Source organism: Nocardia sp. NPDC004168 (assembly GCF_040610355.1).
Classification (GTDB): domain Bacteria; phylum Actinomycetota; class Actinomycetes; order Mycobacteriales; family Mycobacteriaceae; genus Nocardia; species Nocardia sichangensis.
Genome location: NZ_JBEXME010000023.1, coordinates 56583 through 72242 on the forward strand (window position 1 = coordinate 56583; position 15660 = coordinate 72242).

Here is a 15660-nt window from a genome sequence, read left to right on the forward strand (position 1 = left end):
ACGCCGCGCTAGGCGGTCGGCTGGGTGGCCAGCGCTCGCCGGGCATACGCGCGCACGTCGGCATCGGTGTCGTCGATCGCGGCGCGCAGCGCGTCGTGCGCGGCGGGCAGGTCCGGCCACGCCGACAGCGACAGCACCGCCGCCTTGCGGACGTCGAGATGCGGATCGTGCAGTGCCGCAGCCAGGATCGGCACCGCGAGATCCGGGTCGCCACCCGCGAGCCCGCGCGCCGCACCTACCCGGATCTGCCAGGCCGAGTGACGCAGCGCGGCCGCCAGCGCGGTGACGTCGGCGGGCTCGGCGCCCAGCTGCGCGAACGCGGTCAGGGCCGCGGCGCGGACCAGAGGGTCTTGGTCGTCGGCGAGGCGGCGGATCACCTCGGCCCCGCCGTCGCCGATGGCGGCCAGGCCTTGGGCGACCGCGATCCGCACTTCCCGGTTGCCGTCGGCGGCCAGGGTGGCGACGCCGTCCCGATCGTTCAGCGAGACCAGCGCGCGGACCGCCTCGATGCGGACGCGATGATCCTTGTCCGCCAACGCCGCGCGGTAGTGCGTGGGTTCGCCTGCCCGCAGGGCGCGCAACAGATCGATCACCGTGGACCGCACGACGGGGTCGGCCGAGCCGAGCCGGTCGGAAAGTCCTGCCGCCGAGGGCAACACCTCGACGAGTTCGCGCAGGCTGGCCGCGGCGGCGCGCCGGACCGAGGCCGCCGTGTCGTCCAGCGCGTCGCCCAGGGCGGTGGCGAAGCCCTCCGGGGTGTGCTCGGTCAGCACCGAGATCGCCGCGGCCCGCACGCCCGCGTCGGCATCGGTGAGATAGCTGGACAATTGCTCCACAGTGGGCTCGTCGAGCGCGAGCAGCGCGACGAGCCGGGGAGACGGGGGAGTGGCGGGCTGCGCTGGTGAACCGGCCGCGGTGCGATCGTGCTCAGCGCCGCCGCCGGTGTGCGGCGCACGGCCGACGACCTGGTGCGGCTGGTGCACCGGCACCACCTCGGCATCGGCCGAGGGCAGGTCGTCGAGCCCGGGCACCGGAACCAGGTACGGCGCCACCGGCCGTTTCAGGAACGCCATGGTTCCGTCGGGGTTCTTGCGCAGGTTGAGGTGGTATCGCCATTCGACATCGTCGCGTTCGGGTAGGTCGGCGCGCTCGTGGTAGAGGCCCCAACGGGATTCGGTCCTGGTCAGTGAGCTGCGGGCGGCCATCTCGGCGCAGTCGCGGATGAACGACACCTCCACCGCGCGCATCAGCTCGTGCGGGGTGCGCGCGCCGATGCCCTCGACCTCCCCGCGCATCCGGTCGAAGGTCTCCACCGCGATGGCCAGCTTGGTCGCCGTCTTGGGCGGCGCGACATAGTCGTTCACGAAACGTCGCAGCTTGTATTCCACCTGCGGTTGCGGCGGCCCCTCCTGCTGGCGCAGCGGCCGGTAGATCAGCTCATGGGCGGCGGCCAGCTGGTCCTCGGGCAACTCGGCGGGCGCGGCGACCTCGTCCAGGGTGGACGCGGCGTGCGCACCGGCGAGATCGCCGAAGACGAACGCGCCGATCATGTAGTTGTGCGGCACGCACGCCAGATCGCCCGCCGCGTACAAGCCGGGCACCGTGGTGCGCGCGTGCTCGTCGACCCACACCCCGGAGGCGGAATGGCCACTGCACAAACCGATTTCGGAGATGTGCATCTCGATGTCGTGGGTTCGATAGTCGTGGCCGCGGTTGGCGTGGAAGGTGCCTCGGGTGGGTCGCTCGGTGGTGTGCAGGATCCCTTCGAGCGTGCTCAGCGTTTCGTCGGGCAGGTGCGACACCTTCAGGTAGATGGGACCGCGCGCGGATTCGATCTCGCGCTTGACCTCGGCCATCATCTGGCCGGACCAGTAGTCGGAGTCGACGAAGCGTTCGCCTTCGGCGTTGACCTGGTAGCCGCCGAACGGATTGGCGACGTAGGCGCAGGCCGGGCCGTTGTAGTCCTTGATCAGCGGGTTGATCTGGAAGCATTCGATGCCGCTGAGTTCGGCCCCGGCGTGGTAGGCCATCGAGTAGCCGTCACCCGCGTTGGTCGGGTTCTCGTAGGTGCCGTACAGGTATCCGCTGGCGGGCAGCCCGAGCCTGCCGCACGGCCCGGTGGCCAGGATCACGGCTTTCGCACCGACGGCAACGAATTCGCCGGTGCGGGTGTGCAGGGCGGCGGCGCCGACGGCGCGTCCGTCCTCGGTGAGCACGCGCACCGGCATGAGCCGGTTCTCGATGCGGATCTTCTCGCGCATCTTGCGCTGGCGCAGGACGCGATACAGCGCTTTCTTGACATCCTTGCCCTCGGGCATCGGCAGCACGTACGAGCCGGACCGGTGCACTCGGCGCACGGCGTACTCGCCGTACTCGTCCTTCTCGAACTTCACGCCGTAGCGTTCCAGCCGCTGCACCATGGCGAAGCCGCGCGTCGCGGTCTGGTAGATCGTGCGCTGGTCGACGATGCCGTCGTTGGCGCGGGTGATCTCGGCGACGTAGTCCTCCGGCTCGGCCTTGCCCGGGATCACGGCGTTGTTCACGCCGTCCATGCCCATGGCCAGCGCGCCGGAGTGCCGCACATGCGCCTTCTCCAGCAGCAACACGTTCGCGCCCTGCTCGGCGGCGGTGAGCGCGGCCATCGTGCCCGCCGTGCCGCCGCCGATGACGAGCACGTCGCAGTCCAGCCGGATCCGTTCCGATAGCGGCGGAATGTTCACAGTTTCTCCAGGATCTCGGCCTTCGTCGCGGCCCGGTCGATCGCGTCCCTCGGGCTGGGCACCGGCACCAGCGCCCGCAGCGTGCCGCCGCCGAGCACGGCGATGCGGTCGCCGAGCAGCAGGGCCTCGTCGAGGTCGTGGGTGACGAAGACGATGGTGGTGGGGTGGGCGCGCCAGGTCTGGATCAGCAGGCGCTGCATGGTTTCCCTGGTCTGGGTGTCCAGTGCGCCGAAGGGCTCGTCCATCAGCACGGCGCGCGGCGCGGCGGCCAGGCTGCGCGCGAGCTGGACGCGCTGGCGCATGCCGCCGGACAGGTCGCGCGGCAGGTAGTCGGCGTAGCCGGTGAGCCCGACCTCGTCCACCCAGTGCAGGGCGGTGGCCCGCCGCTGGGCTCGCGGTGTGCCGCGCAGGCGCAAGGCGAGTTCGATGTTCTGCCGCACGGTGCGCCACGGCAGCAGCGCGTCGTCCTGGAACACCAAGGCGCGGTCGGCCGCGGGTCCGGTGACGTGGTCGCCGTCGGCCAGGATGGCTCCGTCCTCCGGCCGCCGCAGTCCGGCGACCGCGCGCAGCAACGTCGACTTGCCGCAGCCGGATTTGCCGACCACGACGAGGATTTCGCCCGGCGCGATGGACAGGTTCAGCCCGTCGAGCACCGGCTCGCCGCTATAGGCGATGCGGACACCGCTGAGACTCAAGGCCATTCCGGTCGATGCCGGTGCGTCGATCACTGTGGTCATGCTTCGACCTCCCTGGGCAGCCAGCGGGTGATGCGGCGGCCGGCCAGTTCGACCAGCCCCGATGTCGCGAAACCGAGGACGCCGATGGTGATCATGCCGACGAACACCCCCGGATAGTCGACGATGGTGTAGGCCTGCCAGGTGCGGTAGCCGACGCCGAGGCGTCCGGAGATCATCTCCGCGGAGATGAGACAGATCCACGCCACGCCGACGCCGACCGACAACCCGCTGAAGACGCCGGGCAGGATGCCGGGGAACACCACGCGGGTGAGCACGTCCAGCCGGGACGCGCCCAGCGTGCGGACCGCGTCCTCCCAGATCGTGGGCAGTGCGCGCACCGCGTGCCTGGTGCTGACCAGCACCGGGAACAGCGACGCGGTGAACGTGATGAACACGATGCCGGACTCGTCGCTGGGGAACAGCAGGATCGCGACCGGCACCAGGGCGATGGCCGGGATCGGACGGACGAGTTCGGCCAGCGGGCCGAAGGTGTCGGCGAGCAGCCGCGACCGGCCCAGTCCGATGCCCGCGATCACGCCGATGACCGCGGCCAGCCCGAAGCCGGTGACGATCCGGATCAGCGACTGCGCGATGTCCAGGTAGTACTGATCGGAGCGCAACTGCGTGCCGAATTCGGCGACGATCTCGGTGACAGTCGGCAGGGTGTCGAACCGCAGGCCCGCCGCCCGCACGTTGTTGACCGTGAGCAGCTGCCACAGTCCGACCGCGGCGGCGACCGAGCCCACCCGCAGCAGGCGCGAGCGCCAGGCCGATCGCAACGCCGGCGTGGCCGCCGATCGGGTGGCGGCGGGTTCGGCCGCGGCCCGCACCGCCGGTGCGGCCAGTTCGCTGGTCATCCGCGTACTTCCGTGACGGCCTGGTCGTAGCCGACCGGCGTGGCGGACGGGTGCGCCTGCCGGTAGCGCTGCGCGGCCGCGGTGGTGGTGAAGGGCAGGTAGGCGGCGCCGTCGCGCAACCAGATCGACTTGTCGGCGAACCAGCGGGTGCCGAGTTCGGTGTCCGGGACGTAGGCGGCGCGGATCGTCCGGCCCTGCGCTTTCGCGGCCTGGACGGCGCGCAGCAGGCAGGTCGGGTCCGCGGCCGGTTGCGGCTTCGCCGCGCCGTCCACCCACAGTTCGCCGGCCAGCGCGGGGTTCTCCGCCGCTTTGCCGCAGACCGGGTCGGCGCCGGTGACCCGGGTCGGGTTGGCGGTGGCGGCCAGGTCGCGGTCGTAGTCGCCGCGTCCGGTCTCCGTGTACGCCTTGCGCAGCGGCCCGTCGTCGACGAACCGATCGATGTCGAGGTCGGCGAAGTCGCCGATCGACTTCAGGTAGGCCACATCGCCTTTGAGCGCGTTGACCAGGCTCGACTTGAGCGTGGTGTCGAAACTCGTTCCGCCGGGACCGTTGTAGAGATACACCACCTCCTGCGGCAGTCCGGACCCGTCGGCGACGATCTTGGCGGCTTCGAACGGCTTCTCCTGCAGGAACTGGGTGGCATCCAACTGCGCGGCCAGGAACGCCTGCAAGACCTCAGGGTGATCGGCGGCGTACGCGCGCCGCGCCACCACGCCGTGGAAGGTCGGCACGCCGAGTTCGGCGCCGTCGTAGAGCAGCTTGGCCTTGTTCTGGAAGACGACCAGACCGGGCCACGCGACGAACTGGGACAGTGCGCCCACTTGGTGGGATTCCAGGGCGGTCGCGCCGACCTGCGGCTGCTGGTTGAGCACTTCCACGCCCTTGGCCGGATCGATGCCCGCCCGGGACAGCGCCTGCACCAGCGTGCCGTGCCCGGCCGAGCCCACGCTGGCCGAGATCTTCTGGCCCGCCAGGTCGCCGATGCTGGTGGCCGCCGAATCGTTCGGCACGACGACCATGTTCAGCGCGCCCTTGGGGTTGTACCCGGTGACCGACACCAGTTCGGTCCGCGCGCGCTCGTTGACCTGGGTGCGAGAGCCGTTGATCAGCAACGGGTAGTCGCCCATGGAGCCGATGTCGATCTTCTCGGCCACCATCTGCGCGGTGATCGGCGCGCCGGTGTCGTAGTCCTGCCACTCGACCTGGTACTTCGCCCCACCGTTGTCGGTGATCTTCTGTAGCCGCTGCTCGAGGTAGCCCTGCGCGCGCAGCAAGGTGCCCGCGGTGACGGTGTTGATGGTCTTGGACTGGTAGCCGACGACCACCTTGACGGCGCCGGCGGGGGTGTCGTCGGACTGCTCCAGCGAGCACCCGGTCAACGCGAGCGCGGCGGCGAGCAGGACGGGGGCGAGTTTCACTTTCATCGGTCTTCCAGATCAGCGGAGCAGGTAGGGCATGTTGACGGTGACGGCGCCGGTGGGGCAGCGGGCCGCGCAGGGACCGCAGTACCAGCACTCGTCCACGTGCATGAAGGCTTTGCCGTTCTCGGGGTTGATGGCCAGCGAGTCGAGCGGGCAGATCTCGACGCACAGCGTGCACCCCTGGATGCACAGCGACTCGTCGATGGTGACGGGGATGTCGGCGCGCTGGTTGACGAGTGCCATCTAGAGGACCTTCCATTCGGGTGTGCTGCGGGTCAGGCTGCCGCGCATGGTGATGCGGTCGCCGCGCATGCGGATGTACTCCAGATCGACCGGACGGCCGTCGTCGAGCCGGGTCAGTCGTTCCAGCATCAGCAGCGGCGCGCCGCCGGGGACGTCGAGGGTGGAGGCGGTGTGCGGATCTGCGGGCACCGCTTCGAGGGCGAGGTCGGCCGAGCCGAGCGACTGGCCGCTGATGCGTTCCAGCAGCACGAAGACGTCGGTGTGCTCGAGGTCGTGGCCGAGTACCTCGGTGCCGATGTCGGGCACGAGGTAGGTGAGGTCGAGGCTCAGCGGCAGATCCGCCAGGTAGCGCAGGCGCTCCAGATAGACCACGCGCTCGCCGGGCGCGAGACCGAGCCTGCGCGCGACGGCGGGCGGCGCGGCGACGTGCATCGCCGCGCGCACCTCGTTGCGCACGGTGCCGTGGCCCTTGAAGGTCTCCTGCAGCCCGAGCAGAGCGTCGAGCCCGTGGTCGTACTTGCGGGTGGCCACCCGGGTGCCCACTTTCGGCGCCCGGTCGATCAAGCCCTCGTCCTTCAACAGCGCCAAGGCGTCGCGCACGGTGTTGCGGGAGGCGCCGTACTCGGCGGCGAGTTCCTGTTCGCTGGGCAGCGCGTTCTCGAACGCGCCCGCGTGCAACTGGTGGCGCAAGATGTCGGCCACCCGCCGCGCTTGATCGGCGCGCAACTGCCGCACCGGCGTGGGTTCCGCTGCCACCGTCTCCGCCTTTCTATCGCTGACCTGCACGAATAGCGACGATAGTGTGGTTGTGGTCGCGCGCTTTCCCGCGTCGTCGCCGGGAGAAATCAGGGGATGTTATTGCGCCGGGAGCCTCGCCGCCCGACCTGGCGATATGCGCGGCCGTCCGGCTAATACGCCACGTCGGGTTCCGGTGGCCGAATTCGGATCACAGCGATTCGAAAGCAGGGTCCTGCGGGCCGCGTCGCACGGATCTACGGTCGCGGACCGTAGGTATTGAGGAACAGCGCCGGTCCGGCGCCGAAGAAGCCCGCGCGATCCAGAGCGAGCAGCGCCGCGAGCGCTTTGGCGGTGTAGACGGTCTCCAGGTGCAGCCCGGCCCGTTCGGCGCGCTGCGCGGCATCCACGGCGGCGGGCGTGGTGTGGCCGTAGCCGGGGCCGAGCCATTCGATGGTCAGCGTGAGGTCCTCCGGCCGCAGCCCGGTCGGCGCGAAGCGCGCTCCGCGGGCGCGGAGCAGACGCTCGGTCCGTCCGGCGAGCCGGACGATGTGCTTCGCGTCGAGGGGGAGCGTGTCGTTGACGACGACTCCGACCACGCGCGTGCGCAGCCCGGCCAGGCGCAGGCCGAGTGCGAGGCCCGCGGCGGTGCCGCCGGATCCGACCGCGGTGACGATGTGCCCCGGCTCGGGCAGCTCACCCGCCGCGATCTGTGCCGCGAGTTCGCACGCCACCTCGACGTAACCCAGGGCTCCGACCGGCGACGACCCGCCCGCAGGCAGGAAGTACGGACGCGTGCCGCCCCGCACGCGTCGCAGATACAGCCAGGGCGCCGCGAGGATCGTGCGCAGTTTGGTGTGCGTGAAATGCAGAGCGGCGCCTGATTTCTCCAGCCGCCGCAGTTGCGCGCGCACGTGGTCGTCGACCGGCTGGTCCACCAGGGCGAGCTCGGTATCGATGCCCTGGGCGCGGCCGTACAGGGCGGTGGCGAGCCCCCAGTTTGTTCCGGTGCCGCCCACCGTGAGGATGGTGCGCGCGCCCCGTCGCCGTGCCTCCGGCAGCAGCCACTCCAGCTTGCGGACCTTGTTGCCGCCCCATTCGCCGTCGCCGTATCCGCTTTCGTCCTTGCACCACAGCTGGGCCGTGGTGCCGAGGTCGCACCGGCCGACGGGAGTCGGAGCGGTGCCGAGGCGGACGAACGGCAAGGTGTCGGCCACCTCGGGAAAACGCTGGTGCAGCAGCGCCCCGGTCACGGTGTGATCGCGTTGGGGATGCCCAGCAGCGCCGCCTGTACCTCGTGCAGCCGGTCGATGTCGCCGCGAATGCCCGCGACGTTGTCGTTGTACAGGAACGCCTCACCGAGCCGGACGAGCGCGTAGGCCAGCAGCGCGGGTTCCAGCGGCGGATCGTATCCGTCCTCTTCGGCGGCGCGCGCGATCAACTCCTGGACGGTGCCGACGACCAGCGGCTGTACCGGCCCGTCGCTCGCGGTGAGGATGCGCAGGCCGGACAGCGGCTCGTTCTCGAAGTAGCGCCGGAACGGCTCGTTGTCGGTCATCCAGCGGTTGACCCGGTAGAGCACGTCCAGGATGCGTCGCGCGCCGGTGGAGCGGCGACGGGCGTCGGCGCGGGTGAGCAACGCCTCGAACTCGCCGGCCAGAACGGCACCGAGCACTCCGTCGCGGGAGCCGAACCAGCGGTAGACCGAGGCGCGGCTGAGTCCGAGCTGCCCGGCGATCGCCTGGATGTCCACGCGCTCGCCGGACAGGAACGCCCTGCGAGCATGCTCGATGACCTGTTCCCTGGTCGCGGAGGCCGGGCGGCCGGGAGGACGGGTGGTCCGCTGACTGGAATCGATCACCGCGGAATGGTACATCTTTTAGAACATGTATCGAAACGCGCCGTGCTCAGAACCACTCGTCCCGCATCTGCAAGGTGGTCGTATCCAAGGTGGCGAGCAGATCCAGCGCCGGTGCGGTCTTGGGTAATTCGAAACGATAGAAGAACCGGGCCGCGTGCCGCTTGCCATCGTAGAAATCACCGGACCGGTCCGCGGTGGCGAGGAACTGCTCCAGCCAGATCCAGGCCAGTACGGTGTGCCCGAACGCTTCCAGGTACACCGAGCTGTTGGCCAGCGCGGCTTCGATGTCGCCGGAGGCGAACAGTCCCGCGGTCACCTCGACCAGACGCCGCCACGCCGAATCGAGTTGAGCGGCAAGCTCGGCGGCCTCGCCGCCGGCCGCGCGCGCGGCGGTGATGGTCGCGTCCACCCGGGCCCCGAGCGCGAGCAGGCTCGCGCCACCCTGCTGGGTCACCTTGCGTCCCAGCAGGTCCAGGCCCTGGATGCCGTGCGTGCCCTCGTGGATCGGGTTGAGCCGGTTGTCCCGGTAGTGCTGCTCGACGTTGTATTCGCGGGTATAGCCGTAGCCGCCGAGTACCTGGATGGCGAGGCTGTTGGCCTCCAGGCACCACTGTGAGGGCCAGCTCTTGGCGATCGGGGTCAGGATATCCAGCAGCAGGGTGACCGCGCGGCGGTCGTCCTCGGATTCGGCGGTGCGCTGCTCGTCGACCAACTGCGCGCAGTAGAGCACCAGCGCCAACGCGCCTTCGGCATAGGACTTCTGGGCCAGCAGCATCCGCTTCACATCGGCGTGCTCGATGATCGGCCGCTGCGGCGCGGACGGGTCGGCGGGGAGCTTGGCCCGGCCCTGGGTGCGCGTGCGGGCGTAGTCGAGCGACTCGAGGTATCCGGTGTAGCCGAGGGCGGTGGCGACCAGGCCGACGCCGATGCGCGCCTCGTTCATCATGTGGAACATGTAGGTCAGTCCGCGTTGCGGCTCGCCGACCAGGTAGCCGATCGCGCCGGGCGCGCCACCGGGCGTCCAGCGGCCCTCGCCGAAGTTCAGCACGGTGTTGACCGTGCCGCGGTAGCCCATCTTGTGGTTGAGCCCGGCCAGAGCGACGTCGTTGCGCTCACCGATCGCGCCGTCGTCGCCGACCAGGAACCGGGGCACCACGAACAGCGAGATGCCCTTCGTGCCCGCGGGGCCGCCGGGGATCTTGGCCAGCACCAGGTGCACGATGTTCTCGCCGAGTTCGTGATCGCCGCCCGAGATCCACATCTTGGTGCCGAACAGGCGATACGTGCCGTCGCCCTGCGGTTCGGCGCGGGTGACGATGTCGGCGAGCGAGGAACCGGCCTGCGGCTCCGACAGGCACATGGTGCCGAAGAAGCGGCCCGCGAGCATGGGCTTCACGAACTTCTCGACGTGTTCCGGGCCGTGGGCGAGGAGCAGATTCGCGTTGGCCACCGTGAGGAACGGGTAGCCCGCGGTACCCGGGTTGGCCGCCTGGAACCAGGCGTAGCTCGCCTGCGCGACCGTAGCGGGCAGCTGGGCGCCGCCCAGTTCGTAATCCATTGCGGCCGAAGGCAGGCCGGCCTTCGCGAAGGCGGCCAGCGCCTGGCCGACCTCCGGGATGATGGTCACGCGCTCGCCGTCGAAGGTGGGTTCGTTGGCGTCGTTGAGCTTGTTGTGCGGCGCGAAATACTTGGTGGCCAGCTGCTCGCTGAGCTCGAGCACGGCGTCGAAGGTCTCCCGCGAGTGCTCGGCGTACCGCTCGCGTTTGGTGAGCGCTTCGACGTCCAGCCACTCGTAGAGCAGGAACTCGAGATCGCGCCGGGACAACAAGGTCGACCGCATCAGTCAGTCCTTTCGAGACATGTTCGACTTACTGTATCTTACGGGCCGGTGGGCGGGTGCGGGACCGGTAGTCCCTGCCGAATGTGTATCCGGGTGCGACGCCGGACCGGCTGTCGACGATGTCCTCGCCGACGCGCCCACCAGGCGGATCGTCCCCGCTTCCACTTCGGTCGTCCGCCGGTGGTCGTCATCCGGAGACGAGCAATCCGCGTTCTCGCGCGATCGCGGCCGCCTCGGTTCTGCTGGACGCCCCGAGCTTGGTGAGGATTCGCGAGACGTGCACTCCCGCGGTGTTGGCGCTGATGAACAACTCGGCCGCGATCTGCCGGTTGCTCGCGCCTGTGGCCACCAGGCGTAGGACGTCGAGTTCACGCGGGGTCAGGCCCGAGGCGCTCGCCGACCGGGCAGGCGCGGGCCGGTTCCCGGCTTCGGCCAGGTCGATCCCGGCGCGGTGGGCCAGCTGTCCGGCTTGCTCGGCGAGTGGCGCCGCCGCCAACTCGTCCGCCAGCCCGAGGACCGCCCGCAGTGCGTCGCGTGTCGCCGCGCGATCACCCGCGGCCAATTCCGCGCGGCCGGATTCGAGCAGGCCGCGCGCCAGCTCGTACGGCCGACCCAGGGCTCGCCAGGAGGAAGCCGCCGCGGCCCAGTCGGCGGGACGGCCGCTGCGCACCGCGTGGCAGGAATTCCGGTACGCGGCGTCGACCGCGGTGGTCACCGGCAGCTTGGCGACAGCGGAGTCGAGGACCATCGGCGCGCAGCGGGTCCTGGCGATGGCCTCGGCCAGTGCCCATGCCTCGTGCGGGTGCGCGACCAGATCGTCCGCGGTCAGCGTCGCTGCGCCGATCTCGGCGGCGCGCTGCGGATTGCCCGCCGCGTGCGCGATCTCGGTCTGCACGGTGTGCAGCAGGATCTGATATTGCCTGGCCCAGCGCCGATTCCCGAGCAAGGGTCGCGCGGTCGCCGCGCTCGCCGCCGCGGCCTGGTCGTCCCCACGCGCCAGCATGATCCGCGCGTGACACAGCAGCAGCGCCGCGGTGCTCAACGGGGGCAACTGCTCGGTGAGCGATTCGTCGATCAGATCCAACGCTTCGTTCCAGCGGCCCAGCGCTGTGAGCGCCTGCGCCCACTTGACCAGCAGGATCGGCGCGGCCTCGGCGAATCGGTAACTCTCGTGCGCGGCGCGCAGCCCCTGCTGGATCGCCGTGATGGCCGCTTCGTCGGCGCCTGCCGAGACCAGCAGCGCCGTCTCCCACAGCACCACGGTCAGCAAGGTGCCCGGATCTCCCGCGGCCTCAGCGGCGGCATGCGCCCGCTCGAAATGGGTCATGGCGGCGTCGGGACGGTTCGCGGTGGCCAGCCCGAGATAGGCGTGGGCACGCGCGGCCAGCGACGCGGCGCTCCGGTCCTCGCGAGGGTCGCTCGAACGCCGTCGGTGCCTCGCGGCGTCCGTGTCCTCCGCTTCGACGCCCCCGCCCGGGTTCGTCGCGACCGCGCCCGGCGCGCGGAGCGCCGATGCCATGACCGGCGAGGTGTCGTCGACGGGCGGGTCACCACGTAACTGTTCGGCTACCTCGACGGCGTCGCGCGCGTCGTTCTCGGCCGCCGTCGCGCCGCTGAACACCCGCACCGCGGCGAGTTCGGCGAGGATTTCACCGCGTAGCAGGGTCGGCTGGTCCGAAGGAAGATAGGTCAGCGCCGCGAGCAGATCGTCTTCGCCGCCGCCGCTGCTCTGATTGCGCAGTCCGGCGCGGTAGTAATGCAGGCGCGCGGCACGCTCCGGGTCGGTCCCCGCATCGATGGTGGCCAGCGCCTCGTCCGCCGCTGCGATCCCGCGCTCGACGACGCCGCCGCGATGACACGCGGCCACGAGCGCTGCCAAGACGTCGAGCCGATCGGCGTCCACCCGTCGCGCCGCATCCGGTACGCGATCCCACGAATCGAGCACCCGGTCCAGGTGGCGCACCTGATCGCGATGCGCGCTCACCCTTTCCGCCTCCGCCGCGGCGTCCCACGCGGCTTCGAATGCCAGCGGCAGGTCTCCGGCGGCATACGCGTGGTAGGCCAGTTCGGCGGCCGGGCATCGGTCCGCGCCCGGCTTCCTTCGCCGGGTAGCCAGGGCTTGGGAAAGTCTGCTGTGCAGCGCTTTTCGCTCCGCCGGTAGGAGGTGTTCGTAGACGGCATCGCGGATGAGAACGTGCCGGAACTGGTAGCCGGTGTCGGTGGAAAGCAGGAGCCGCTGGTCGACCAGCTGACGCAGTGCTGTGGCGAGCGCTCCCTCGGGGAGGTCGGAGGCGGCCGCCAGCAGGGTGTGCCGGACCGGTGACCCGGCCACCGCCGCGAGCCGCAGCACCGACGCGGCCTGATCGGGTAGGTCGGACAGGTGATCGAGCAACAGCTCCGACAGCTCGGCGGGCGTGTCCTCCGGTGCGGGATCGAGTGCCTCGACGTACAGCGGAATTCCCGTGCTGCGCTGGAAGATCCGCCCGATGGTCCCTGGCTCCGGCTCCCTGCCGCGCAGCGCGGCCAATTGCCTGCCGACCTCGTGCCTGGTCAGCGGTGCTGGATTCAGCAAGCGGACACTCGGGTCTCGGCGCAGGCTCGCGATCAGCTTGCGCAACGGCTCGGAATCGGCAGGCCGGTGGGTGCCGACCAAGAACAGATCGCCTTCGGCGATGTTGGCCACCAGGAAGGCGAGCAATTCCAGGCTGGCGTCGTCGGCCCAGTGCAGATCTTCCAGCACCACCAACAGCGGCTTGGTCATCGAGAATTGTTCCAGCACGGTGAGGATCTCGCCGAACAACCGGATCCTGTCGGTGTCGGCCTCCGCCGCGCCCGACCGCGCCGCCAGTTCCGGAAGCCAGCGCGCCAGCGCCGGTCGCACTGGGAGCAGCGTCGCGAGCGCCTCCACGCCCTGGTCACGCAGCAGTGTGCGCATGACCGCGACGAACGGCGTGAACGGCACCCCTTTAGCGCCGAATTCCGGGCACCTTCCGTACGCCACTACCGTACGAGCCCCGAGCCGCGTCCGGAACTCCGCGACCAACCGCGACTTGCCGAGACCCGCTTCACCCCCGACCAGCACGGTATGCACCGCCGGGTCCCGATAGGCATTCTGCAACGCCGCGAGCTCAGCGGCCCGCCCCACAAACGCGCCGCACACCGGAAGGCTGACCACGGCGCGATCATGCCCGCACCGCGCGCTCGACGCCAGTTCGCGAGTGGCACACCATCGAGAGGTCTTCTCGGCCGATGCCGCAGTGGTGTGCCACTCGCGAACTCGAGACCGGGGGGGCCTCGGCGCGACCAGCGCGCCGCCGGGTTCGTGGCCATAGTGGTACGGTCCGGGTTCTGCGTTACTCGTCGGTGGGCTGGGCAAGCGCGGAAATAGTGATTTCTCGGGATTCGGCGGCCATCTCGTTACGCGAAATATCAATGGCATGACGAACATCGAGATCCGCCCCTTCCGTATCGATATTCCGCAGGCCGACCTGGACGAGCTTCGGCTGCGGCTGGCGCGTACCCGTTGGATCGATGAGCTGCCCGGCGCCGGCTGGGAGCGCGGTGTGCCGACGGCGTACCTGAAGGAGCTGGCCGGGTACTGGGCCGAGAAATTCGACTGGCGTGCGGCCGAGTCGGAGCTGAACGCCTACCCGCAGTTCACCACCACCATCGACGGCCAGAACGTCCACTTCCTGCACGTGCGCTCGGCGCGGGAGGACGCCACACCGTTGCTGTTGCTGCACGGCTGGCCCAGTTCGGTGGCCGACTTCCGCGACGTGATCGGCCCGCTCACCGACCCGGACTCGGACGCGCCCGCGTTCCACCTGGTCATTCCGTCGCTGCCCGGCCACGGTTTCTCCGGCCCGCTCACCGAGACGGGCTGGAACGACGGCCGGATCGCGGCGGCGCTCGCCGAACTCATGGCTCGCCTCGGCTACGACCGCTACGGCGTGCAGGGCGGCGACCATGGCGCGTTCATCGCCCCGGCCCTGGCGCGGATCGACACCGACCACGTGCTCGGTGTGCACGTCAACGCACTGGTCACCTTCCCGACCGGCGACCCCGCCGACCTTGCCGCCCTCACCGACGCGGAAAAGGCACGGCTCGCCGCGATGAAGAAATTCCAGGACGACGGCTCGGCCTACATGAACCTGCAAGGTTCTCGCCCAGACACTATCGCCCAGTTACTCGCCGACTCCCCGGCCGGGCTGCTCGGCTGGATCGCGGAGAAATACCGCGAGTGGACCGACAGCGCCAACGACCTGCCCGAACAAGCCGTCGATATCGACCGCCTGCTCACCACCGTGAGCATCTACTGGTTGACCGACACCGCCCGCAGCGTCGCGAACCTGTACTACGAACGCTTCCACGACGCCACCATGTTCGCCCCGAAACCGAAGGGCACCGTACCCACCGGCGTCGCGGTCTTCAAGGACGGCGACTACGCCATCCGCCGCTTCGCCGAACGCACCCACAACATCACCCACTGGTCGGAGTTCTACTCCGGCGGGCATTTCCCCGCACTCGAGGTGCCGGAGCTGCTGATCGGCGACATCCGCGAGTTCTTCCGGTCGCTCGGCTGATTGGAATGGAGTCGTTGGGCAGGCGGTCGTCGCCGCCTGCCTGAGGTCATGCCACGACCACCGATGCTCGTCGGCGGCCCGCCGGACTGAGATAACGTCGAGCAGGTGAACCGCACTCAGTGGACTATCCGCGGCGAGCGTCTCGTGGACGAGAATCGCCATATCAGATTGTCGACCGTGGATGTGGAGCTACCTGACGGAGTGAAGTTCACGCAATACGTTGCGCGCATGCCGCGATGCGCGATGACGTTGGTACTGAACGACAAGCGCGAGGCACTACTGATGTACCGGCATCGCTTCATCATCGATCGTTGGGTATGGGAACTTCCGGGCGGTTACGTCGACGGTGCCGAGGACGTAGCGACCGCCGCGGCACGGGAGGCCGAAGAGGAGACCGGCTGGCGTCCGAACACCATGGAGCATCTGGTCACCTATCAACCGGCTATCGGCACGCTGGATCAACCGCAGGAGATCTACCTGGCCCGTGGGGCGTGCTCGACCGACACCCAGCCGGACATCAACGAGGCCGAGGAGATCCGCTGGATTGCACTCGAGGAAGCGGAACGGATGATCGGGCGGGGCGAGATCGTGGGCGCCGCAACGGTGGTCGCGGTGTACCGAGCAATCAGTCTGCCCGCCTAGCGATCGTCCTGACCTGCTGTC

The 15660-nt window shown here is 69.8% G+C and carries 12 protein-coding genes; 2 read left to right on the top strand and 10 right to left on the bottom strand.

What is annotated here, in order from left to right; translation table 11 throughout:
• Positions 1-8: 8 nt before the first annotated feature.
• The 10 genes from ABZW96_RS29455 to ABZW96_RS29500 all read right to left on the bottom strand — a co-directional run bounded on the left by ABZW96_RS29455 (position 9) and on the right by ABZW96_RS29500 (position 13589).
• Entirely contained in the window at positions 9-2720 is a 2712-nt protein-coding gene (locus ABZW96_RS29455; protein ID WP_355078880.1) for a fumarate reductase/succinate dehydrogenase flavoprotein subunit, read from the bottom strand.
• Positions 2717-3457, bottom strand: coding sequence for an ABC transporter ATP-binding protein (locus ABZW96_RS29460; protein ID WP_355078881.1), 741 nt, complete (start codon positions 3455-3457; stop codon positions 2717-2719). Before ABZW96_RS29460 ends, ABZW96_RS29455 begins: the two co-directional genes overlap by 4 nt.
• Entirely contained in the window at positions 3454-4314 is an 861-nt protein-coding gene (locus ABZW96_RS29465) for an ABC transporter permease (RefSeq protein WP_355078882.1), read from the bottom strand. The genes ABZW96_RS29460 and ABZW96_RS29465 overlap by 4 nt, the downstream gene beginning before the upstream one ends.
• A complete protein-coding gene (locus tag ABZW96_RS29470) occupies positions 4311-5738 on the bottom strand; it encodes an ABC transporter substrate-binding protein (protein WP_355078883.1) in 1428 nt (475 codons plus the stop codon). Before ABZW96_RS29470 ends, ABZW96_RS29465 begins: the two co-directional genes overlap by 4 nt.
• Before the next feature lie 12 nt (positions 5739-5750).
• On the bottom strand, positions 5751-5978 hold the full coding sequence (locus ABZW96_RS29475; protein ID WP_039797742.1) for a ferredoxin family protein: 228 nt from the start codon (positions 5976-5978) through the stop codon (positions 5751-5753).
• Complete coding sequence (locus ABZW96_RS29480; protein WP_355078884.1) at positions 5979-6764, bottom strand: GntR family transcriptional regulator; 786 nt, start codon at positions 6762-6764, stop codon at positions 5979-5981.
• A 206-nt stretch (positions 6765-6970) separates the two neighbouring features.
• Positions 6971-7966 (bottom strand): pyridoxal-phosphate dependent enzyme, encoded by a 996-nt coding sequence (locus ABZW96_RS29485; RefSeq protein WP_355078885.1) that lies wholly within the window; start codon positions 7964-7966, stop codon positions 6971-6973.
• Positions 7963-8574 (bottom strand): QsdR family transcriptional regulator, encoded by a 612-nt coding sequence (locus ABZW96_RS29490; protein WP_355078886.1) that lies wholly within the window; start codon positions 8572-8574, stop codon positions 7963-7965. The genes ABZW96_RS29485 and ABZW96_RS29490 overlap by 4 nt, the downstream gene beginning before the upstream one ends.
• Positions 8575-8620: 46 nt before the next feature.
• Positions 8621-10414, bottom strand: a complete 1794-nt coding sequence (locus ABZW96_RS29495) for an acyl-CoA dehydrogenase (protein WP_355078887.1) — start codon at positions 10412-10414, stop codon at positions 8621-8623.
• A gap of 187 nt (positions 10415-10601) precedes the next feature.
• Positions 10602-13589 carry an AAA family ATPase gene (locus ABZW96_RS29500; RefSeq protein ID WP_355078888.1) on the bottom strand — a complete coding sequence of 996 codons (2988 nt, stop codon included), beginning with the start codon at positions 13587-13589 and terminating at the stop codon, positions 10602-10604.
• A gap of 262 nt (positions 13590-13851) precedes the next feature.
• Here ABZW96_RS29500 and ABZW96_RS29505 point away from each other — a divergent pair, with 262 nt between their 5' ends.
• Positions 13852-14997, top strand: coding sequence for an epoxide hydrolase family protein (locus tag ABZW96_RS29505; RefSeq protein WP_355078889.1), 1146 nt, complete (start codon positions 13852-13854; stop codon positions 14995-14997).
• Positions 14998-15225: 228 nt separating this feature from the next.
• On the top strand, positions 15226-15639 hold the full coding sequence (locus ABZW96_RS29510) for an NUDIX domain-containing protein (protein WP_355078890.1): 414 nt from the start codon (positions 15226-15228) through the stop codon (positions 15637-15639).
• The last annotated feature ends 21 nt before the right edge of the window (positions 15640-15660 follow it).